A 22,114-nucleotide genomic window follows, 5' to 3' on the forward strand; every position below is an offset into this window, starting at 1 on the left:
TTATGACAAACTTGGATATTATAAAAGCCAGCCTCCGCTAATATAAATTGTTTGCCCAGTACAATAAGAACTATTTTTATCTAGCAAGCATTTTACCCAATAAGAAATATCCTTTCCTTGAGCCAAACGTCCTGCCGGAATCTCACTTTCAACTTCTTGCATTGTTTCTTTGCAAAACATTGCATTCATCGGTGTGTTTACGGCGCCCGGTGCAACCACATTAACCGTCAGGTTTGTCGAAGCCACTTCACGCGCATAGGCTTGACTAAAACGGCTAAGTCCCGCTTTGGTCGCACTATAGACAGATTCCAGCGCACTTCCCTGACCACCGTAAACTGATCCTAAGTAGACGATGCGACTATATTCTTGTTTAATTAAAATTGGTTCAAGCAATTTAGTTAATTCAATGGGAACAGTCAGATTGACTTGAATAATTTTTTCAATATCAGCAATTTTTTGTTTGGTCAAAAAATCATATTTAGTGATTCCCTGTGCAAAAACCGCTGCATTAACTGGTAAGAGTGAATTAACAAACTTGGAAAGCTGCTCTTTTTCAGATAAAAAATCAAATTTTATCGGCATAAAATCCTGCTGTGGATAAATTGTCATCAGCTTTTGCGCCTGCTCACTAGCTCCATCCACATTGTTATTGCAATGCAAATAAAGTGACCAGCCATCGGCTGCCAAAGTCTGACAGATTGCTTGTCCAATTCCGCCAGTTGCGCCAAAAACAATTACACGTTTCACTGCTCTGCCTCTCCCTTCTCAAGTCTAACAGCACAAAATTGATAGTCTTTCATCAAACTTGCACAATAGCTTGCAAAATCATCAAAACTAAGCAGCTGCAGCTTCTGGATATTTTCAAACGAGTTCTCGCCATCAAGGCTTTCCTCGGCACACTCCACAGCTAAGTAGGGTATCATCTAAACTGCGAATTGTCTGTGCAAGCCATTCTTTTTTCTTCAGATTATAGAACTTATGCAGATAAACTCTATCCAAAGCCTGCAATGGTTTGTTTAACTCATCCTTAATTTCTTGAATGACCATCTTGCTTTGCCCACTAATTCCAAAAATAGTCGCAAAATTTCCTTCTCGTGTGTAATTAACCGAAATTTGGAGCGAATTGCTTAACAAATTGTGTTTTCTCATTCTTTCAAACCACGGACTTGTTACACTTAATTTTGATTCTAACATTATTTCAAGCATAATTTGAGACAAATCACGACTTGATAATACTTTCTTAAAATTTGGCAAGCGTAGGCCGATTCCAAAAAGGTTGGATTCACTTTTATTGACTAGGACCTTGCTTTGCAATTGCCCTTTAGCACAAACAATCTTGCACTTATTAGCTGCTTGTTTCTTAAAATATTGTTCGGATAATTTACCCACTAAGCGCAAGAGCGTTTTTACCTGATAATCTGAAAAATCTCCGCAGGCAATAAAATGCATTTTTGATGCAACATAATTTTGCTGATAGCATTCCAATAGATCCTGAGCGGTAATTGCTGCAATTGTTTCTTTAGTACCAGCAACATCAATTCCTAGATTTGAATCGCCGAACATTTGCTTCATCAAAGTATTATTGACGGCCCAATTAGGCTCATCTTGATACATAGCTAATTCCTGCTGAATAATTGGCTCTTCTTGGGCAACATTTTTTTCGGTAAAATACGGCTCGCCAACCAGTCTGAATAAAAGCTTGATCAAAGTTTGGTTATTACTGATGCCACTGCAGTAAAACATCGTCTCATTAAAAGAAGTAAAAGCATTAACATCAGCACCAATTTTTTCAAATTCATGCGATAAATCTCCGCTCTCTTTAGCGAATAATTTATGCTCTAAAAAGTGCGCCGTTCCTGCATGTCTTTGGGGATCACTGCTGCCAAAATCAACGATTATCCCAAAAAAACGTTGATTAAAATTCGGTCTCAATACAAATTCCGCCTCAAAGCCGGAATCATACTTTCGTTTAATGATTTGTGGTACTCTCATTTTAAAATATAGCTTTCATTTAAAAATAGATTTTGAACAAATTTTTGCAATTGATGAGCTGTAACTTTTTTAAGCGCAGCCAGACGATCAAAATTCTCGTATTCAGGGAAAAGATTTTCTCTGAGCATTTGAGCCAGTTGCCAATTAGGTTGATCCTGGCCAATTTTTTGAACGGTTACTAACGCTCTTTTTGCCTTTTTCAGCAAGTCATCATCAATCTTGCCCTCACCAATTTGGGCCATCTCATTTCGAATGATCTTTTCTGCCTGACTGCTTTTATCAGGAGCGACGCCAGCATTAATTAAAAACAATGAATTATTAGCAAAGTTATTTGCTTCAACATCATATGCTGCACCTAATTCTTCACGAATTCCCGTAAATAATTTTGAAGAAGGGTCACCAGCAAGATATTGTGCTAAAACCATTCCAATAACTTGCTCATAATAATCAATCTTTTGCCGGTAACCATATCCCAGCATTAATTGGGCTTGCAAATTGCCTTTTTCTTCTGTTTTATTAACTAAACGCTTAGGCGTAATAATCGTTGCATCTTCTGTCATGAATTTCTTTAAAAGACCAGCTTGTTTAAACTCTTCTCTAATCAATCTATTCATTGATTTAGGGTCTCGAGCCAAGCCAATAATCGTCGTTGGCACGCTGCGCAAACTATCACTGAAACGCTGAATTTGTCCAGAAGTGGCAGCCGTAATTTCTTCAATCGGCCCCATAAAGTTTTCTGCATAATCAGGCTCATCTTGATACCAGATATTGAAAAAACGATCCAGAGCATAATTGGATGGCTCTGCGACAATTTCTTTATAATCAGCCAACAATTGTTTTTGACTAACTGAAACCAGGGCTGGATCAAAACTTGGATGCTGAACAATTAAAGCCAGATCTTCAACAATTTTGGCATAACTATAATCTGGATCCAGCAGCTCAAGCGGCTCGACGAAATTAGCAACATATGAAAGAAGCAGCTCTTTACCAAACAACTGCGGCATAATTTCTAATTGCAGATCATACAACTGCGATAATTCCTCTTGTTGAGCTCTAATTGAAGGAAAATAAAGACTTGCGTTCGTCTGCATTCTTGAAAGCAAGCTAGCATACGCTAAATTATGCTTAGTCAGCGGCAAGCGTAAAAAACAGCCTAGAGAGGCTGTTGTAAATTTTTCGTTTGATTTAATTGAAGTATTAACCGTTAGCATTTTGACTATCATCTTTCTTTGGTGGAATTAATACTTGACGAGGTTTTGATCCTTCTGATGGACCAACAATTCCTTTTGCTTCCATCTCATCAATAATTCTTGCGGCACGATTGTAGCCAATTCTAAAACGTCTTTGCAACATGGAAACACTGGCAGTTTGTTGTTTTCTTACCAAGTCAACTGCTGGAGCATAAAACTCATCATCAGGATCATCATTCGCGTTTTCAGCTGAACTGCTTGCACCCTTTTGTGGGATCATCGTTTGATCATATTCAGCCTTCTGCTGCTTTTTGACCCAGTCGATAATTCTTTCAACTTCATCACTCGCAATGTAAGCTCCTTGAATTCTTTCGGGTTTAGAAGCTCCGATGGGCATATAAAGCATATCACCGCGACCCAGCAACTTTTCAGCACCAGTCTGATCCAAAATAGTTCTGGAATCGACACCACTTGAAACAGCAAAGGAAATTCGCGATGGAACATTGGCTTTGATTAAACCAGTAATAACATCAACACTCGGACGCTGAGTTGCCAAAATCATATGAATTCCGGCAGCACGTGCCATTTGACCCAAACGAACAATTGCTCCTTCCACATCATGGCCACCGACCATCATTAAGTCACTCAATTCATCAACTACGACTAAAATATATGGTAAAGACTGCATAACTGGCTTAGTCTTATCTTGATTGTTTTCCACAACTTTTTGATTGTATTCTTTCATATTGCGGCAGCCACTAGAAGCAAATAGCTTATAGCGGCGCTCCATTTCTTTAACAACTTTGTGAAGCGCGTTGGAGGCCAATTTTGCATCGGTTACCACTGGAATCAGCAGATGTGGTACATCATTATAAACTGACAGTTCTACCATTTTAGGATCAATCAGCACCAGCTTAATTTCTTCTGGACGTGCCTTCATTAAGATGCTGCTCAAAATCGTGTTAATCGCAACTGATTTACCAGAACCAGTTGAACCGGCAATCAGGAGGTGCGGCATTTTACTCAAATTAGCAGAGATAATTTTACCAGCGACATCTTTGCCTAATGGTACCTCCATTGGATTCTTTTTCGCTTTAGGATCTTGGTGCTCCATCACATCCTTAAAGGATACAGTTGAGGTCGTCCGATTTGGAACTTCAATTCCAATAAACGGCTTGCCCGGAATTGGTGCTTCAATTCTGATATCCTTAGCAGCAAGTGCCAAAGCAAGATCATCAGCCAAATTGACAATCCGACTAACCTTCACGCCGACTGCGGGTTGCACTTCATAGCGCGTAATCGTTGGTCCTAAAATTGCTTTTTTAATGATTACTTTAACGCCAAAACTCTTAAACGTGGACTGCAAAATTTGCGTGTTCTTTTGAATCAACTGCTTATCAGTGCTCTGATCGGCATTTTTTATTGGATCAAGCAGAGACAATGGTGGCTTCTTGTAGCTTGGATTAATTTTAGTATCTGTCTTTAACTCTCCGTGATCCACGCTGCCTAATTCTTGCATCATCTTTTGATCGTCATCGGCAAAAGAATGAGATTTAGGAAAATTATCTTCACTATGATTTACGCTAGGATTAGCAATATTTTGTGGATGATCATCAGAATAGAAACTTGGCTTGTGTTCATCAGTCTCATCTTCTGCTGGCGTATCTGGCGTAATGACTTCCGGCATTGGTGTTTCAACTTCTTCTGGTTGGCTGCTTGTGCTGCTTGCTGGTTCTGAGTCTTGCTTTTGTTCTTGCTCATCAAAATCTTCAACATCAGGAAAAACAGAGCTTTCCTTTTGTAATGGATCAGTTAATTTATCGCGATTGGATTTCTTTTGCTGGCGACGTTCTTCTTGTTTTTCGCGAATTTCCGCATATTTGTCTTTTAGTTTGTCGCTGGCTTCTTTATTTTTCTTAATAAGACCTTGGCTGAGAGCTTGAAATTTTTCAACAATTGTCCGGTACTTAACGTCAAAGAACATCAAAACGCCAATCGGGATCAATAAAACAGCAATAACTCTTAAACCAATCTGACCTAAAAGCGGATAAAAAAACTGAAAACCTAAAGTACCGAATAAACCGCCACCAACGTCTTCAGTTACAGCAGCTCGACCGAATTCAGCACCCATTTCATGCCAAAAAGAATTCATGAAACCGCTGTTAACCAGTTCACGTCCAAAAAACAATCCACTCTGAATAAGCAAGATGCCAAAAATGGATAAACACAGACCAATACTGCGTTTAACCTTTAAATGAGCTGGCTGACCATAAATTACCATGATTAAGCCGAATAAAGCTAATAAACCACTAGCCAACAAATATGAATTACCGAAGAAAAGTCGAACTAAGTTAGCAGTTTGATTGCCAAGCCATCCTACTTTTGCAAATGACAAAATTGCAATCAAAATCTGTACAATTCCAGCTGTTACCCAGTATAAAGATGCCTTTTGTTTATTCTTATTTACTTTTTTACTTGTTTTTCTTTTCTTGCGTTTAGGCATGTTTTCACCTAATTAACTAGAAATTGGCTTGGAAGTTCAAGTTAACCGGGTTATCAAGGGTTACTTGAGTAACTTCATAAGTTAAAGTTTCAATATATTCGACCAAAGGTCTGCTTAAAAGGCGGTAGTCATCTTTTGACAAGTCCTGACCATCACCGTAGTAATCCTTCAATTTTATAATTTGACTAATGCGGCCGCTAACAGAAAAATCACCAGGTTCTGGAGCGACATCAAAAACAACAACTACTTCAAAATAGCTTCCGCCTTGTCCTTCATCTGTCGTTCCGTCTTCATTTTGACGAGCAGCTTTTCTAAAAGCAACATTGACCTCGTTTTTTACTCTTGGTTCTTCATTTAAATCATAGTGAAATGAGTGTACTAAAATTGGTGTTTCTTTTTCAAATTCCATAATTATTTTTTATCTCCTAAATTACGTTCATAGCGTTCTGGACGATTATAATCATCCTTCAATTTATCATTTTCATAATGGTGACTTGTTTCCATATTAGGAAATCCTTGTTGACGCAATGCTTCTAGCAAAACCATAGCTACTGAGTTAGCCAAATTGTAGCAACGAATGTTGTTAGACATCGGAATCCGCAAATTACGATCATAATATTCGCGCATAAAGGTTTCTGGCAAACCAGTTGTTTCTTTTCCAAATACAAAATAATAATTCTTGTTTGGATCTGTGTAATCCACCTGGGCATAATTTTTGGATGAAAACTTGGAAATTAGATACATTTCATCATTTGGCCCCAACGTCTTCAAAAAGGCCTCAAGATCATCATGCATATGAATTTCAACTTTATCCCAGTAATCCAAGCCTGCTCGTTTCATTTTTTTATTATCGATTTGAAAACCAAGTGGTTCAATTAAGTCCAAAACCGTATTGGTACCGGCACAAGTACGGGCAATGTTACCGGTATTGGCAGGCATTAATGGTTCATACAATACAACGTGATTTGTCATTTTTACCTCCAAATCAGCAAAAAACGTGGCTATAACACCACGTTTTGCTTAGTTATCATTTGAGTTTGTTTTTACTTGCTTATTTTTATCCGAAGATGCATCTTCCGTGGCTGAATCTGCATCATCATCAAAAACATCGGATACTTTTCGATAATAATTGTAAACACGAGACACAATAATCTTCAAGACGGCGTAAATCGGAATTCCGAAAACAACGCCCCATAAGCCCCACACTGCACTGGCTCCAATTAACAGCAAAATAGTCGTAATTGGGTGCATTTCAAGCTTATTCCCCATTACCAATGGACTGATTACACGCCCTTCAATCGCCTGCTCGATTGCAAAAACAATTAAGACTTTAATCAGCATCGGCACTGAGGTCATAATTCCAATTACTAAAGCTGGAATAAATGCAATGAACGTTCCGAAATATGGAATCAAATTCAAGAATCCAGCAAGAATTGCTAGAGTATAACCATAAGGCAAACCAACAACAGTATAGCCAATAGCGAACATCACGCCAACCCAGAAGGCAACGGTAATTTGTCCTCTGATGTAAGAAGAAATCGCATTGTTGATATCCCAAAGCAATTTGCCAAAACTCTTTTGCCAACGCTGTGGAGCGAACTTAGTAATGTAAGGACGCAAATTGTGTCCATCTTTTAACATGAAGAAAAGCAAGAAAGGTGCTGTCATTAACGTCATTATGATCATAGTAATGATACTTACAGCTGAAGAAATATTGGTCAAAGCTACATTGACAGTTGTCTGTCCTGACTTGAACAGGGTCTTTTGCGTATTATCAATTATTTTGTCAATATTGCTGCGAACGCTGTTAAGTCTTGGATCACGCAAAGCATTTTGCGTAGCATTAACAGCATCGTCCCAAATTTTTGGCCAATTCTTGACCAATGAATTGATTTGTTCTTGTACAATTGGAATAATCGTATTAATTATCCAGATTAAAGCTACAACTACAATTAAGAATAAAACAATAATCGTTAATACCCGTGGAACGCGCCACTTTTTTTCAAGCCAATCAACTACCGGATTCATAACATAAAACTGAATTGTGGCTAATAAAACCGGCGGTAAGATTGCACTGAAAAACATCCATGCTGGATTCAGGACAAATGAAATCTTATTGAAAACCCAAATAATCAGGAAAAACAGTAAGAAATTAAATAATATTACACTAAAACGATTATCTAAAAACCATTTTTCAAAGAAATTGGCTTTTTTACGACTCTTTTTTTGCTCCATCAATAATTCCCGTTAAATGTGTTCATAAACAATGTCATCATCTAGCTTGAATTGTGGCAAAGCTTGACTTTCATCAGGGTCAAAATAAATAGCGTTAGCTAATGGTGCCTTAGGTACTTTACGGTTAAAGAATAAAGTAGCGTGACCTAAAGCCTTCATATTGCTTTCAACCATTGGGCCAACATAATCAGCAATATAGGTCGTGCCATCAACTGTGATTGTATCGCCTTTCTTGAAAACAAAGCCACTTACTGGTGTTTCAGAATCAAATTTTTGAATAACTGAAACATCTTCCAAATCTTGGTTAGTGCCCTCGCCAAAAAGAATAACCATTTGGTCGCGAGCATCAACCGCCTTTTTACCTATTTTTTCAATCGTTGCTGTCCATTTCATAATTATTAACTCCTTGTATTTAATTTTAGCATAAGAAAACCGCTTAAGGACTTAAGCGGTTCACATTTTTAATTATTTTTCCGATGAAACATCAGCCATTTTCTAGCCTCATCAATTAAGACTAGTGGTATTGGCAATAAGAACAAGAAAATCCAGTCGCTAGCATTTAAAATTGTCGTGTGGAACAATTGCTGAATTCCTGGTGTCACAGTTAAGAATAAGAATAGCAAAATTTCAAAAATAATTCCGAACCAAATATTCTTATTGCTAAACAGGCCTTTCTTGAAGATCGAAATCTTATTTGTCCGGCAATTCAGAACGTTGGCAATCTGAGCAAAGACAATTGCTCCCAAAAACATCGTCGTTGCTCTCATATAAACGGGACCACTCGCAGCCAATGCTTGAATTGGCCAACCATTTTGGTGGTTGACAAAGAAATAAGCTCCGGTTGAAATGATGCTTTCTAGCAAGCCATACCAAACAAAGGCACGTAAAATAACCTGCTTGTTCAATAAGTGATCGCTGCGCTTTCTTGGCGGTTGATTCATAACATCTGGATCAGCTGCTTCAGCACCTAAACCCAAAGCTGGCAGAATATCAGTCCCCAAGTCAACGGTCAAAATCTGCATGACCGTCATTGGCAATGGGATAAGTCCACCTGAAAACAGGAAGAGAATAGGTGGAAAAGCTTCTGGTACATTGGCAGTCAAAATATAAGTCAAAAACTTGCGGATATTGCTGTACGCTGCACGACCTTCCTCAATCGCAGCCACAATTGAAGCAAAGTTATCGTCAGTCAAAATCATATTGGCAGTATCTTTAGCAACATCCGTTCCGCTTAAGCCCATCGCAATACCAATATCAGCTTGCTTTAAGGCAGGGGCATCATTGACGCCATCACCAGTTGCGGCAACAATTTCGCCATTTGCCTGACAGTTTTTAACGATACGATATTTTTGTTCAGGAGCAACCCGGGCAAAAATAACTTCCTCTTTCAGTGCCTTACGGAGCTCTTCATCACTCATCTGATCAAGTTCATTGCCGGAAATCACCCTGGCTTTATCTGAAGTTAAGCCAATTTGAACAGCAACAGACTTAGCGGTTAATTTTGAGTCACCGGTAACCATGATAATTCTGATTTTTGCTTGGTGACATTTTTTGACGGCGTTATAAACTTCAGGCCGTGGTGGATCGCTCATCGAAACCAATCCAACGAAAATCAAATGATTTTCAGCATCATCAACAGTCAAATTATTTATTTGTTCATTCTTAGGAATAATTCGATAAGCAAGTGCCATGCTTCTTAAGCCGCGAGCAGCATAATCGGCATTCACCTTTTTAACGCGAAGACGATCATCATCAGTCATCGCTCTGACTTGTCCATTAACTTGAATTTGATCACATCGACCAATCGTATCGCTGAATGACCCTTTGGTAAGAACAATCGCCTGTGTATCGTTCCAGCGATTGATCGTGGACATCCGTTTACGATCCGAATCAAAAGGCAATTCCTTTAAGCGAGGATATTTTACTAAAACCCGTTGCTTATCAAAACCGGCCTTTTCAGCCATGATGATTAATGAAGCTTCTGTCGGCGTTCCTAAAATCTTAGGCCTGCCGCCCTTTTTCTTGCTTGGTTCAACGCTAGTATCATTATCCAAAGCAGCAATTTGCACCAACTTGTGCAAATCTGGGTTTTCATCGTACCAAAGCTGCTTATTATTTAATTCAATTTGACCATTGTTAACATAGCCATTACCAGTGACATGATATTCATTGGCTGGTGTCCAAATATAATGGATCGTCATCTGGTTTTGCGTTAATGTTCCTGTTTTATCAGAACAAATAACCGTAGTTTCACCTAGAGTTTCAACAGAGTTAAGCTCTTTAACCAAAGCATGCTTTTTAGCCATTCGCCGTACACCTTGAGCCAAACTCAAAGTCACCGTTGGCAAAAGTCCTTCAGGAATAAAGGCGACAATCATCCCTAAACCAAAAATGAAGGCTTTGGCAAAAGGATATTTTACAACGAAAATAGCTGCAATCAAGAAAATAACCCCAATTGTAACCGCGATGATTGAAATTTGCTTAGTCAAGCGACTAAGTTCATTGGTCAATGGACTTTCAGTCTTTTCTTCTTTTTGGGTCAACTGGGCAATTCGGCCAAATTCTGTTTGCATCCCTGTGGCAAACGCAATTGCACGTCCATTTCCTCCGACCACGGTAGTACCAGAATAAATCAAATTGCTTTCCGCATAGCTGCCTTCACCAGGTTGATATTTTGTAGTCTTTGATTCAGGTACGGATTCGCCGTTTAGCGCACTTTGATCTACCTGCATTGAAGTAGCTGTAATAATTCTGGCATCAGCTGGAACTCTATTGCCTGCCTGTAAAACAAACACATCGCCTGGAACCAGCTGTTTGCTATCAATTTGCTTTTTCTTGCCATCTCTAATTACTTGGACATAGGTAGGCAGCATGCTATTCAAAGCATCTGTTGCTCTCTTAGCTGCCCGCTCTTGCCAAAAGCTGAATAAACCGTTAATGATGTTAACAAGCCAAATCGCAATTCCTAGTTCTAGCGTTCCTGAAAAAATCGCAATGACGCCTGAAATCCAAAGCAAAATCGCCATCATGCTGGTAAAGTTTTTAAAAAAGTTCTTCCACATTGATTCGGCTTCTGCTTTTTTAATTTCATTTGGGCCATACTTTTGCAATCTTTTTTCAGCTTCTGCTTCACTTAAGCCATTTGCTGAAGATTTAAGATTGGCAAAAACTTCTGAAATATCATTCTGAGCATACAGGGCTCGAATTTTCTTTTCATCCATCTTAATTTCCTCTTTATTTTTCCTATCGTCCTTTTGTAGTTAATGTAGCACACTTTAAATTCTTTTACAATTCAGTTAATATTTTAATCCTATTTAAAAACTTAGGTATAAAATACTACTTGAGACTAATTTTATACGGAGATATTCTATGAAAGTTCTGATTGGCGGTTATACAAAAAAAAGTTCTAAAGGTATTTATGAATTGCCTTTTGCCGGCACTGATCAAACGGCTCGTCTTGGCGAAGCTGAAAACATTATCCAAGTCAGTGACCCTACTTATTTTCAAAAAGACGGTGCTTTAATTTTTACCATCAATAAACCAAATAATGATGAAGGTGGTATCAGCGTCTTTAAACTTGAAGATGGACAATACCATGAAGTCGACACTTATTTAACCCCTGGCTCTTCTCCAGCATACGTGGGAATTAACCGCGATAAGCATCTGCTTTACACAGCTAACTACCATACCGGCATTATTTCCGTCTTCAAGTATGATGAAAACGGTGAATTGACTTTACTTGATAAAGACAAACATGAAGCTCGGACTTTAGGACCTCGTCCTGAACAAGACAGCGCTCACCCCCACTTCTTTGATGAAACACCTGCAGGTAATTTAGTTTGCTGCGACTTAGGAAACGATACTGTTGAGTTTTATCATCTAAATAAGCAAAACAAATTGGAACACTTGGCAACCTTTAAGAGTGAAGCAGGTTTTGGCGATCGTCACATTGTCTTTAATAAAAAAGGCGATTGCTTCTACGTAGCCGGTGAATTATCAAGCAAAATTACGGCGGTCAAATTTAATGAAGATGACTGGAAGTTTGAAGAAATTGCTACTTATTCAACTATTCCAGCCGACTGGACCGAACATAACGGAGCTGCAGCAATCAGAATTTCCAAAGACGGCAAATTCATTTACGTCTCCAACCGTGGAAATGACTCAATCGCTGTTTTCGCCGTTAACGATGATGACACCTTAAAACTGGTCCAACGTATTTCAGTTGAAGGTTCCTTCCCACGCGATTTCAACTGGGACGAAAGTGAAAAATATGTTGTTGTTGCCAATCAAAATACTGACAATGCCACCCTTTATTTGCGCAATGCTGAGACAGGTGCATTGACCACTATTCAAAAAGACATCAAAGTTCCTGAAGGAACCAGAGTCGAATTTGAAGAGTAACAATATAAATATTGTGAAAAAAAGCTATGACAGTTGGTCATAGCTTTTTTCTTAAGGTAAAATAGAATACAGGAAACAAAAGGGAGGTCAAAATGAAAAGAAAAACCTTTAGAATAATGCTATTTATTCTGGGCGGCTTACTTGGCCTCCTTGTTCTATATCACTTATACTTGAGTTATTTGCCAGAAATCAAATTACTCCTTCATTTTGACAGCCACAATGAAGAATTGTTAATTAAGATTGTTCGCAGTCATGGCTGGGAAGATTTGATTTTCTTATTCATCCTCAATGCTTTGTGTGTAGCAATTCCTGGTCTATCAAATGGTATCTTCTGTGTCTTGAACGGTATTTTATATGGACCGGCGACAGGTTTTATCATCAATTGGATCAGTGACATCTTGGGACAAATTGTCTTACTGTTTCTTTTGCAGCGTTTGTATAATCCAAAAAAGCTTGAAAACAGCAAGTTATACAAATTGATGATGAACCAGACTTATCCCCAAATAAGTTTAACCATTGGTTATATGATCCCATTTATCCCCCGTGCAACCATTACTTATGCTAATGCGCTGATTAATAAAGATTTTAAAGAGCGAATTATTCCTATTTCTCTCGGTTCAATTCCAATGGCCTATATATACGCTTATGGTGGCGACTCCATCCTGCACTTAGATGAGCAAAGAATTATCAAGGCAGTCGTTGGCTTTATCATCATCGCTGCTATTGCACTTTTACTTTTATTAGTAATGCGCCAAATTAAAAAGTACACAAAAAAAGCTTAGTCTTTTGACTAAGCTTTTTCTTTGATTTTGCTTGTCTATTTCTTTAACTGATAGCTTTCGCTTTCAGGATCAAAGAAGTAGACTTCTTTTTTATCCTCATATTCCAAATTAATTTGCGCATAAGGCTTTTCATAACCGAAATGACTTAATCTAATTTCGGAATGATCCGCACCCATTCTTACTTCGTACAAATTGCATTGACCATTTTCATATTCAAAGTCTGTCCCATTATCTTGATAATGAACATAATCTCCGCGATCGCCAAATAATCTGAAAGTCATTAAAGCATTGCTTTCAACTGCAACATGATCCCGGCTTTGATCCCATGGCAAAATCGTATTCTTCTTAATGAATAATGGCAATTTATCAAGAGGAGCATCTGCCAATATGGTAGTCTTGCCGCAATATTCTGCGCCAGTCCAGAAGTCGAGCCATTCACCTTCTGGCAAGTAAACTTGACGGCTGGTTTGACCTTCCATAACAATTGGTGCTACCAACAAATCAGTTCCGACCATGTATTCATCGTTCATCTTTTGCACCTTGCGATCGGCAGGATAGTTCAAAACAAGTGGCCGCATTACTGGCAAGCCTGTTTTGCTTTCATAATAGAAGCGATCATAAAGGTAAGAAATCAAATGATACCGCAATTTCAAATACTTGCGATAAATTGAAAGAGTTGGTTCGCCAAATGTCCAAGGTTCCTGTGCTCGTGTTCCAGCTGCTGCATGGTTTCTAAACAGTGGGCTAAAGACAGCTGCTTCAATCCAACGAGTCAAAAGCTCAGCAGTACAATCAGCACCGAATCCGCCGATATCGGTACCAGCAAAACTGAAGCCGCTCATACCTAAATTGCAGAGTTGTGGAATCATCATTTGCAAGTGAGGCCATAAGCTTTGATTATCACCGGTCCAAATAGTGGAATACTTTTGTGTTCCGGCATAACAAGCACGAGTAATTACGTATGGGCGTTTGCCCGTATCCTTCTTTAAGCCTTCATAAGTTGCTTTTGCCATGCAATGACCATAAACATTGTGAATCTTTGCATGGGTTGATTCCTTTTTGCCATCTGAAAAGACAACATCATTTGGAAGCGGACCGTTAAATGATGCAGGTTCATTCATGTCATCCCAGATGCCGCAAGCGCCGAGATCAACCAGGTATTTAATATTCTTACCCCACCAGTCGCGTACTTCTTTGCGTGCAAAATCTGGAAAGACTGCATCCCCTGGCCAAACCTTGTTGACATAGATCGTACCATCTGGACTCTTGGCAAAATAACCGTTCTTGACGCCTTCTTGATATACCCAGTAATTTTCGTCTACCTTAACGCCGGGATCAATAATCGTCATTACTCTAAAGCCTTTTTTACGCAGATCTGCAATAAACTTTTTAGGATCATCATAGCTATCTTTACGCCAAGTGAAGACTCTAAAGCCATCCATATAATCAATGTCAAAGTGGATGACATCACAAGGCAAGTCATTAGCCCGCAATTTTTCGGCAATTTTTGCAACATCTTTTTGACTGACTGAATAGCCCCAACGTGATTGTTGATAACCCAGCATCCACTTTTGTGGCAATGGAACGCGACCAGTTAAATAAGTGTAGTTGGTGATGACCTCTTTTAAAGTTTTGCCTCCGATAATGTAGTAGTCCAAATTACCATTAGATGCTGAATAATAGTAATAGTCTTGACTTTCTTTGCCTAAATCAAAGTGGCTTTTATAAGTATTGTCAAAGAAGAGGCCGTATGGATGTCCTTGCTTAACCCCAATTAAAAATGGAATTGACTTATACAAAGCCTTCATGCTCTCAACATGCGGTTCAGGAACATCGCTGTTCCAGTTGTCATATTCATAACCGCGTTTATCAAGATAACCGGTTTTATCGCCTAAACCATAAAATTGTTCGTCACTGGCTAATTTCTTAATAACTAAAACTCTATTATCAGCTTCATTGGTTAAAACATCATGTCCTTCTGAAGCAGCCAGCTTTTCCTGTTCAGGGTTAACGCTGCGATCAAGGGGTGTTCGTTTCCCAGCATAATCCAGTACAAGCGGATGCTGATGATTGTCATAAACGTTTAACCGTAAATCAGAATTAACGGTCAATGTTAATGAAGCAGTTTTTAATTCAATCTGATCATTATTTTGAGTGACATTGACACTGGTTTGAATTTGTTTATTACCTTCAATTGCAAATGAGTCACCGCTTTCGCCGTGATCTTCAAAAACTCGAATGATTTCCGGCGTTAAAACGGTCAACACGATTTTGCGCTGATCATTGCTAAAAGTAAAAGTTTGCTCATTTTGTTTAAAATCCATTTTATTTATCCTTGAAATCGTTTTATTACAATCACTATGGTAAAACATGTCAGTACAAATTTCTAGGCGAACAAAAAAGCAATTTGGAAAAATCCAAATTGTTTTTCAATAATTGCCTATTCTTTAAATCAGGTTGGCTTCTTTCAGCAATTGAGCAACCCATGTCTTTTTAATCTTCTTCATCCCTGTCTTTAAAGCAAGCTTTTCTGGCAATGGCATTTCTTGATCAAGCAGTTTCTTCTTATCTGACATGTAGTACATTGCTCTAAGAAGCTGACGCAAATCATAAATTGAATCATAAACTTCAGGCACGCCACGATCAACATTCAGCATTGTGTAAACTGCCTCCATCGCAGTTCTGACTGAATATTCAGTTGTGAAGACCGTATCTCTTGTTGGACTTTCAGCAAAGTTGCCGATAAAGGCTAAGTTGACAGAACCTTCAGGAACAACTGCTGGACGGTCACCGTCATGACGAGGCATGAAGTAACTAGTAATATATGGCATGTAAACAGGAACAGTGTTCATGTTTTCTTCACTTGCATCCTGTTCAATTTCGTTTTCAGGTACGCCTAAGTGGTAAAGCAACTCTTCACAAATTTCCTTACCAGTACATTCAGTGACCCTCTTCTTAATGTAATTGCCTTCAGTATCAGAGTACAAAGCATAGATCCAAATTACAATTTCATTTGGTTTTTGGCTCTTAAAGTGTGGTTGACGGTGAATGGTAAAGCTTAAGCCCCAGTTTGAATCAGTAACGGTAATAATACCACCGGTGTTAACACGACCGTCGTAAAGGCTACGCTTGGTTAGTCTTTCAAAATATGGGGCAAGCTTCTTAGTCTTCATTGTTGTAGTTGCAGAAACAAACCAGCTGCGTTCTGGAATGTTTTCACAGAAGACATCAGGATGGCCAAAAGCAGGATCCTGTGCTGCCAAGTTTTCCCATAATTTCCATGAACCGCCTTTTGCGTGACTAATTGGAGCTGGCGTGTTTTGATCACCATAAGTTGATGATTCGGTAATTGAACCATTAGTTACGAAGACAAGATCATCTTGGGTTAAATCAATAACGCTTTGTTTACCATCTTTGGTCATTACGATCTTCTTGGCAATCTTTTTATCACCTTCATGATCAACTAAAATATTTTGAACATGCACATCATATTGAATATCAACTTTATGTTCTTTAAGGTAAGCTAAAACAGGTTTAACCATTGATTCATACTGGTTGTATTTGTTGAACTTCAAAGCGGTAAAGTTTGGCAAACCATCAGTATGGTGAATAAAGCGCATTGCGTAACGGCGCATTTCAGCTAATGAGTGCCATTTTTCAAAGGCAAACATCGTTGACCAGTATGCCCAGAAATTAGTCTTGAAGAAGTCATCAGAGAAGTAATCTTCGATAGTTTCACCTTCAATTTCACTTTCTGGCGTCATAATCAATTTCACGATTTCATTAGCACATTTGCCCAATCCATATTGACCATCACTTGGCAAACGCTCGCCGCGCTTATGAATTAACCGGCAGTTAGAAGAGTTTGGATCCTTCTTATCGAGCCAGTAGTATTCGTCCAAATAAGAAGCACCAGGAATTTCCAAACTAGGAATTGAACGATACATATCCCATAAGCATTCAAAGTGGTTTTCCATTTCACGTCCGCCACGAACAACAAAGCCGGCATTAGGACGCTCCGTACCATCAAGTGAACCACCGGCAACTGGCAATTCCTCTAAAATATGAATCTTTTCGCCCTTCATCTTAGCATCACGAATCAAGAAGACGGCGGCAGCAAGGCCAGCTAAGCCGCTACCGATAACATAAGCAGATTTGTTATCAACGCCTGCTGGTTTTTGTGCGTCAGCAAAGGCCTCATAATTACCATTAGAATAATACATGTTTGTCCTCTTTTCTGTATTAGAATAGTTCAAGATCTCATCCTTTATTGTATTAAAAGCGGTTTTAAATGGCAATGATTTTGCAAAATTATTAAGGAAATTAAATAATTGGATAACACAGACATAATAAAAAGCAGTCCTTTAAAGACTGTTCCATAACTTCTGCATATCTGCAGGATCAGAGATTTTTTCCTCTACTTGTTCTTGATCAAAGGGATCTGTAAAAGCCAAATAAAAGCAATTTAACGCCTGTCTAAAAAAAATATTGCTGCCACCGTATAATTTATCACCTAGCAAAGGATGACCGATATAAGCCATATGAACCCGAATTTGGTGCGTTCGTCCAGTCAACAAACGAAGCTCAACTAAACTAGCATTATTTTTTTGTGCTAAAACCTGATACTCAGTTTGTGCTTTTTGTCCGGTTGACATTACTTGTCTCTTGACCCCGCTGCCTTCTTTACCAATCGGTTGATCAATCAATCCTTTTAATTCATTTGAAGAAAAATTGCCGGCAACGATAGCATGATATTTTTTGACAAAATTTTCTTTATCCATCTTGCTAAAACGCGCATGTGCCACCGAATTTTTACCAATTAAAACCAAACCAGAGGTATCTCTATCTAAGCGAGTAACGACATGTGGCTTTAGACCTGCTTCATTTTGTTTTTCAAAATAACACATTGCACGATTAACCAAAGCATCGGAGTCTTCATAGCGCGATGGAATCGATAAAACCCCAGCTTCTTTGTTCACAATCAGGTAATTTGGAGTCTCTTTGACGATTTTTATTGGCTCCTCGGAAGGCCTCAGCCAATGATTTTCTTTTTCATGACCAGGAATAAAAATCACTTCATCCCCTGCCCTTAGATGAAAACTATTGTAGCGTCGTTTATGATTAACCAGCACTAATCCGCCATGATGTCGCGCTTTAATCAAAGCCTGATGAGAAAAGCCGTTTTTAAGCAAAAAAGAACCCAGCTTTTTAGGGTCTTTTTCTTGAACGAATAATTTAAAACTAGTCATTGTTATCACTGATAAAGGCTGTTTTAACTCTCGACCAAAAATGGTGGTGACCAAAACGATCAAACTGAATTGAGTGTTTGGAAATGCGGTAAACGATCTTTTTGGCATTGCGAACAGCCTTGCACTCACCATCAATTGTCATAACAAAATGGTCTGTATTAGGAATAATCGTAATCCACTGCCTGGGTGCAATAACGATTGGTGACGACAAAGTTCTGAAGACTCGATTGTTGATCGAAGCAATTTCCGTCATCTGCAAAGCTTTTAATTCAGGGTGAATAACCGCTCCACCCAATGATTTGCTATAAGCCGTCGACCCAGTGGGCGTTGAAACACAGAGACCGTCGCCACGGAAATTTTCAAAAGGCTGATCATCGATGTAAATATCAGCTTCCAAAGTATGAGAAACTCGTTTAATCGCCGATTCATTCAAGGCCAAATAGTGGCTCTTTTCACCAGCCTCGGTGATCATTTCAATATCAAGCAAGGGATACTTGGCAGCTTCTGCCTTTTGCAAAGTCAAAGCTTCTACCATTTTATCCACGTCATAATTGCGCCAGTCGGTATAAAAGCCCAGGTGCCCAGTATGCACACCGATAAAACGAATCGAATCAACTTGATTAGCATAACGGTTAAAAGCATTGATCAGCGTTCCATCACCGCCGACAGTGATAACAATATCTGGATATTTAGCGTCATATATCAAATTGCGATCTTTTAGTTTTTCTTTTAAATGAGCTACAACCTTTAAAGTTTCCGGATTATTATTGTGGGCAATCGCTACTTTCATGATTTTTCCTTGCCTTTATTTTTCGTAAAAATCTTCTGTGCTTCTTGTACTTCATCCTTAATCGAAGACATTTCCTGATCAAGTTTGTAAGCAGCTTCTGCTGTTGACTTTAGTCGCTCTGAAACGTCATCCGGATATTCGCCCTGATATTTGTAGTTAAGCGTATGCTCGACCGTAGCCCAAAAGTTCATTGCCAAAGTTCTGATCTGAATTTCGGCAATCAGTTTTTTTGGACCTTCAGGCAAGTAAACAGTATATGAAATGACCATATGATATGAACGGTAGCCAGACGGCTTCGCATTTTGAATATAATCGCGTTCTTCAACAACTTCCATATCATCACGAGCATGAATCAAATCGACAACATTATAAATATCATCCACGAATTGCGTTACGATTCTGATGCCTGCAATGTCCTGCATATCGGTTTCAATTACTTCGGGACTGATAACTCGGCGGGTCATCTTTTCTTTAATTGAATCGATCGTTTTTACTCTTCCAATTACAAATTCAATTGGTGAATGTTCTCCCTTGGTTAAAAAACTTTGTCTTAAGGAACGAAACTTAACTTTTAATTCACGTACTGCCTCATCATAAGGCCATAAGAAGTTATCCCAATCTATGTCCATGAAAAATTTCCTTTCTTACAACAAACATCTAAATTTTAACATATAATCGTATAAGAGAGATTGGAGTGAACTTATTTGAGTAAAAATCGTGAAATCGAAGCAAAAACCATTTTAAAACGTGAAGTCTACGATGATTTAGTTAAAAATTTCGACCACAAAGCTGATTTTAAACAGGAAAACTATTATTTTGACACCCCTGATTGGTTATTAAAAACGCACAACATCGGTCTCAGAATTCGCATATTTAGCGATCACGCCGAACAGACAATGAAAGTGCCTGATCCTCGTCCTGTTCAAACAGACTTTCATGAAGTAATTGAAATTAACGATGATTTGTCTGTTCAAAAAGCAAAAAAGATGGTACAGCAAGCTAAAGATGGGCAAATGTTTACTTTTGCCGGCAATGTTGGCATCTATCTTCAAGAGCATTTTGCCAAAGAAAGCAGCAAATTAGTCTTATTTACCTGGAGCAAAACGCGGCGTATTTTAGCAAATGGTCCACAAAATTGTGAATTAACGCTTGATTCTACCAGTTATCCAGATAGCTTTTGTGACTATGAATTAGAGATTGAAAATACTAATCCTGCTTTAATCAAAAAAGTCCAAGAAAAGTTGGAAAGAAAATATCACTTTAAACAAACAGCAGCCAGTACCAATCAAAATAAAATTGCGCGTGCAACCGCTCACCGAAAATAACATATAGAAAATAAGGCGTATTTTTTGTATGAGTTTTTATTTCTTGTTAAAGTAAATACTGAGAATTTTAGCAAGAGGGGTTAAAGCTATGTTTGAGATTTTTCTCTTCATAAATCCAATTGGCTTGTATTGTTACGATATTGAGAATAAAGTCAAAAAAGTAATTGATAATTTAGAAATAGATGCCTGCTGCCACTTCATTCCACTTGCAAATGTGAATGTCATTCAGGACGATATGATTCGCCGTCGTATGATGGCACAAAAACTTGGCAGTTTTTCTTATTGCACTGTGGCTACCAACCGTGCATTAGAGGAATATCATGCAATCAAAATCGCATATGGCAATAAGAAAGCTCGTCGTTTTCTGCGGGAATTGCAGCAGAAGTTGAATGAAGAAGTAGCTTTTTGTCCGCTTGAATTGTCAGAAAAAGTAATTCAAAAGCTAAATTTAAATGTTGAAAAGATCAATCAATTGCGTTCTAGTGACTACGTCAAGGATTCAATTATACAAGATCGTAATTTGGCAGCTCAATGGAATATTAAGAAAACCCCGACAACGGTCATTTTTAATGAAAATGATGCTTCAGAAAGCGGAATCTTATTAGAAGGATTAATTAACGAAGATCAATTAGCTAATATCTTCAGACCTCAGCCTTATATTCAACCCAAAAATTCATTTACAGAATTATTTTCAGCCAACCATTTGCGTTTAATCTAGCGCGGTTGGCTTTTTTTGTAGATAAAAACTGACAGCATCAATCTGTCCTGGTTTGCGCCATTTTTGAAAAATCTTTGCTGGCAAGTCTTCTAGAGTAAAATGATGATCATATAACTGGGCCGCAATTCTTAAGCCAAATTCAGTTTTGGTACGCATCTGCTGTCTCAAATATTCCTCCTGTTTTTGAGAATTAACAGTAAATTTTTTAAAAACAGGTTTAAAATGCCAAAATTTTTTGACGCCAAATTCATCTAAACTAAATCTAGCTTGTTGATAACGAAGTTTCCTAGTAACTGGTTCTTGCCAGATATTATATTTCAGGCACAATTGATTTTTCTGCGGGTCAACTTCCAAATAGTAGCAACCCCAGCGTTGACTTTCACGGAAAAAGATCAATTGCGTCTTTTTTATTCGCTGCTTCAAATAATGTCGGCTGCCAACAATCCACAAATCCAGTACATTAATTTTTTGATATAGCCGATGCCGCTTGTTAAATTCGGCATCAGACAGAGGCGCACACTGAACTTCAAGTGCGATTTTGCTTGACACAAGCACATCAGCTCTAAGCTGCCCATCAGCGAGCGGAATTTCTGTTTGCGCAGGAAAGCCTGCTGCTGTAAAGGCTGCTTTTAACAGCATTTTTGAATTATGATGCTCTTCTTTTTCACCTTGCCCGTCCTGATAGTGAATCCAATGTTTAAAAAATGCCGCCTTCGATTGGGAGACAATCAGTATCACCCTTTTTTGACAATGCGGACAACGATATTCGTCACTATTTAATTTTTTTATTTTCAGACGAACCAGCCCCTCCTCTTCTATGGCTAAAACAAGTTTTTCATTCAGCAATGCTGCATACAAATTAATCACCCATTTATTAAATACGAAAAAAAGAGCCAGAATTTTTCTGCTCTTTTTCTTCTTTAATAATT

General features: G+C 38.4%; 18 protein-coding genes and 1 pseudogene. 4 read left to right on the plus strand and 15 right to left on the minus strand.

The genetic code is table 11. The features are described 5' to 3' along the window. Positions 1-18: 18 nt before the first annotated feature. The 9 genes and pseudogenes from ymfI to HMPREF0493_RS07115 all read right to left on the minus strand — a co-directional run bounded on the left by ymfI (position 19) and on the right by HMPREF0493_RS07115 (position 11,141). Complete coding sequence (gene ymfI / locus HMPREF0493_RS07075; protein WP_006352639.1) at positions 19-747, minus strand: elongation factor P 5-aminopentanone reductase; 729 nt, start codon at positions 745-747, stop codon at positions 19-21. Next, positions 744-1,992: pseudogene (locus tag HMPREF0493_RS07080) on the minus strand (M16 family metallopeptidase). The gene ymfI and the pseudogene HMPREF0493_RS07080 overlap by 4 nt, the downstream one beginning before the upstream one ends. Continuing rightward, the gene (locus HMPREF0493_RS07085; protein ID WP_040457404.1) at positions 1,989-3,203 is read right to left on the minus strand and encodes a M16 family metallopeptidase; all 1,215 of its coding nucleotides are present in this window, start codon (positions 3,201-3,203) and stop codon (positions 1,989-1,991) included. The pseudogene HMPREF0493_RS07080 and the gene HMPREF0493_RS07085 overlap by 4 nt, the downstream one beginning before the upstream one ends. After that, positions 3,190-5,685, minus strand: coding sequence for a DNA translocase FtsK (locus HMPREF0493_RS07090; RefSeq protein WP_006352643.1), 2,496 nt, complete (start codon positions 5,683-5,685; stop codon positions 3,190-3,192). The genes HMPREF0493_RS07085 and HMPREF0493_RS07090 overlap by 14 nt, the downstream gene beginning before the upstream one ends. Before the next feature lie 16 nt (positions 5,686-5,701). Continuing rightward, positions 5,702-6,094, minus strand: coding sequence for a DUF1149 family protein (locus HMPREF0493_RS07095; RefSeq protein ID WP_006352644.1), 393 nt, complete (start codon positions 6,092-6,094; stop codon positions 5,702-5,704). A 2-nt stretch (positions 6,095-6,096) separates the two neighbouring features. Next, the gene (locus HMPREF0493_RS07100) at positions 6,097-6,657 is read right to left on the minus strand and encodes a tRNA (cytidine(34)-2'-O)-methyltransferase (RefSeq protein ID WP_006352645.1); all 561 of its coding nucleotides are present in this window, start codon (positions 6,655-6,657) and stop codon (positions 6,097-6,099) included. Positions 6,658-6,705: 48 nt separating this feature from the next. After that, positions 6,706-7,920, minus strand: a complete 1,215-nt coding sequence (locus HMPREF0493_RS07105) for an AI-2E family transporter (protein ID WP_006352646.1) — start codon at positions 7,918-7,920, stop codon at positions 6,706-6,708. 12 nt (positions 7,921-7,932) lie between these two features. Continuing rightward, positions 7,933-8,313, minus strand: coding sequence for a PTS glucitol/sorbitol transporter subunit IIA (locus tag HMPREF0493_RS07110; protein ID WP_006352647.1), 381 nt, complete (start codon positions 8,311-8,313; stop codon positions 7,933-7,935). A gap of 68 nt (positions 8,314-8,381) precedes the next feature. Then, entirely contained in the window at positions 8,382-11,141 is a 2,760-nt protein-coding gene (locus tag HMPREF0493_RS07115) for a cation-translocating P-type ATPase (protein WP_006352648.1), read from the minus strand. A 148-nt stretch (positions 11,142-11,289) separates the two neighbouring features. Between HMPREF0493_RS07115 and HMPREF0493_RS07120 the strand changes: the two genes are divergently transcribed. Then, positions 11,290-12,321, plus strand: a complete 1,032-nt coding sequence (locus HMPREF0493_RS07120) for a lactonase family protein (RefSeq protein ID WP_006352649.1) — start codon at positions 11,290-11,292, stop codon at positions 12,319-12,321. A gap of 92 nt (positions 12,322-12,413) precedes the next feature. Beyond that, positions 12,414-13,103, plus strand: coding sequence for a TVP38/TMEM64 family protein (locus HMPREF0493_RS07125; RefSeq protein ID WP_006352650.1), 690 nt, complete (start codon positions 12,414-12,416; stop codon positions 13,101-13,103). 35 nt (positions 13,104-13,138) lie between these two features. Here HMPREF0493_RS07125 and HMPREF0493_RS07130 read toward each other — a convergent pair whose 3' ends face one another. From HMPREF0493_RS07130 to yjbM, 5 genes are all read right to left on the minus strand, one after another. Next, positions 13,139-15,427 (minus strand): glycoside hydrolase family 31 protein, encoded by a 2,289-nt coding sequence (locus HMPREF0493_RS07130; RefSeq protein WP_006352651.1) that lies wholly within the window; start codon positions 15,425-15,427, stop codon positions 13,139-13,141. Positions 15,428-15,550: 123 nt separating this feature from the next. Then, the gene (locus HMPREF0493_RS07135; protein WP_040457405.1) at positions 15,551-17,326 is read right to left on the minus strand and encodes an oleate hydratase; all 1,776 of its coding nucleotides are present in this window, start codon (positions 17,324-17,326) and stop codon (positions 15,551-15,553) included. A 141-nt stretch (positions 17,327-17,467) separates the two neighbouring features. Further along, the gene (locus tag HMPREF0493_RS07140) at positions 17,468-18,352 is read right to left on the minus strand and encodes an RluA family pseudouridine synthase (RefSeq protein WP_006352653.1); all 885 of its coding nucleotides are present in this window, start codon (positions 18,350-18,352) and stop codon (positions 17,468-17,470) included. After that, on the minus strand, positions 18,345-19,142 hold the full coding sequence (locus tag HMPREF0493_RS07145) for an NAD kinase (protein WP_006352654.1): 798 nt from the start codon (positions 19,140-19,142) through the stop codon (positions 18,345-18,347). The genes HMPREF0493_RS07140 and HMPREF0493_RS07145 overlap by 8 nt, the downstream gene beginning before the upstream one ends. Further along, the gene (yjbM, locus tag HMPREF0493_RS07150) at positions 19,139-19,771 is read right to left on the minus strand and encodes a GTP diphosphokinase (protein WP_006352655.1); all 633 of its coding nucleotides are present in this window, start codon (positions 19,769-19,771) and stop codon (positions 19,139-19,141) included. The genes HMPREF0493_RS07145 and yjbM overlap by 4 nt, the downstream gene beginning before the upstream one ends. 75 nt (positions 19,772-19,846) lie before the next feature. Here yjbM and HMPREF0493_RS07155 point away from each other — a divergent pair, with 75 nt between their 5' ends. Continuing rightward, the gene (locus tag HMPREF0493_RS07155) at positions 19,847-20,467 is read left to right on the plus strand and encodes a CYTH domain-containing protein (protein ID WP_006352656.1); all 621 of its coding nucleotides are present in this window, start codon (positions 19,847-19,849) and stop codon (positions 20,465-20,467) included. Between the two features lie 88 nt (positions 20,468-20,555). Continuing rightward, positions 20,556-21,185 (plus strand): DsbA family protein, encoded by a 630-nt coding sequence (locus HMPREF0493_RS07160; protein ID WP_006352657.1) that lies wholly within the window; start codon positions 20,556-20,558, stop codon positions 21,183-21,185. On the opposite strand, the gene HMPREF0493_RS07165 is transcribed toward HMPREF0493_RS07160, so the two are convergent. Next, positions 21,177-22,043, minus strand: a complete 867-nt coding sequence (locus tag HMPREF0493_RS07165) for a competence protein CoiA family protein (RefSeq protein ID WP_040457406.1) — start codon at positions 22,041-22,043, stop codon at positions 21,177-21,179. The two genes, HMPREF0493_RS07160 and HMPREF0493_RS07165, sit on opposite strands and share 9 nt — an antisense overlap. Between the last annotated feature and the right edge of the window lie 71 nt (positions 22,044-22,114).

The organism is Lactobacillus amylolyticus DSM 11664 (genome assembly GCF_000178475.1).
In the GTDB taxonomy this organism is placed as follows: domain Bacteria; phylum Bacillota; class Bacilli; order Lactobacillales; family Lactobacillaceae; genus Lactobacillus; species Lactobacillus amylolyticus.

Excerpts from the sequence above, each read along its gene's own strand:
- HMPREF0493_RS07160 (WP_006352657.1), top strand. The coding sequence starts at position 20,556 with ATGTTTGAGATTTTTCTCTTCATAAATCCAATTGGCTTGTATTGTTAC.
- HMPREF0493_RS07095 (WP_006352644.1), bottom strand. The coding sequence starts at position 6,094 with ATGGAATTTGAAAAAGAAACACCAATTTTAGTACACTCATTTCACTAT.
- HMPREF0493_RS07105 (WP_006352646.1), bottom strand. The coding sequence starts at position 7,920 with ATGGAGCAAAAAAAGAGTCGTAAAAAAGCCAATTTCTTTGAAAAATGG.
- HMPREF0493_RS07115 (WP_006352648.1), bottom strand. The coding sequence starts at position 11,141 with ATGGATGAAAAGAAAATTCGAGCCCTGTATGCTCAGAATGATATTTCA.
- HMPREF0493_RS07145 (WP_006352654.1), bottom strand. The coding sequence starts at position 19,142 with ATGAAAGTAGCGATTGCCCACAATAATAATCCGGAAACTTTAAAGGTT.
- HMPREF0493_RS07140 (WP_006352653.1), bottom strand. The coding sequence starts at position 18,352 with ATGACTAGTTTTAAATTATTCGTTCAAGAAAAAGACCCTAAAAAGCTG.
- HMPREF0493_RS07125 (WP_006352650.1), top strand. The coding sequence starts at position 12,414 with ATGAAAAGAAAAACCTTTAGAATAATGCTATTTATTCTGGGCGGCTTA.
- HMPREF0493_RS07085 (WP_040457404.1), bottom strand. The coding sequence starts at position 3,203 with ATGCTAACGGTTAATACTTCAATTAAATCAAACGAAAAATTTACAACA.
- HMPREF0493_RS07110 (WP_006352647.1), bottom strand. The coding sequence starts at position 8,313 with ATGAAATGGACAGCAACGATTGAAAAAATAGGTAAAAAGGCGGTTGAT.
- HMPREF0493_RS07100 (WP_006352645.1), bottom strand. The coding sequence starts at position 6,657 with ATGACAAATCACGTTGTATTGTATGAACCATTAATGCCTGCCAATACC.
- HMPREF0493_RS07090 (WP_006352643.1), bottom strand. The coding sequence starts at position 5,685 with ATGCCTAAACGCAAGAAAAGAAAAACAAGTAAAAAAGTAAATAAGAAT.
- yjbM (WP_006352655.1), bottom strand. The coding sequence starts at position 19,771 with ATGGACATAGATTGGGATAACTTCTTATGGCCTTATGATGAGGCAGTA.
- HMPREF0493_RS07120 (WP_006352649.1), top strand. The coding sequence starts at position 11,290 with ATGAAAGTTCTGATTGGCGGTTATACAAAAAAAAGTTCTAAAGGTATT.
- HMPREF0493_RS07130 (WP_006352651.1), bottom strand. The coding sequence starts at position 15,427 with ATGGATTTTAAACAAAATGAGCAAACTTTTACTTTTAGCAATGATCAG.
- HMPREF0493_RS07135 (WP_040457405.1), bottom strand. The coding sequence starts at position 17,326 with ATGTATTATTCTAATGGTAATTATGAGGCCTTTGCTGACGCACAAAAA.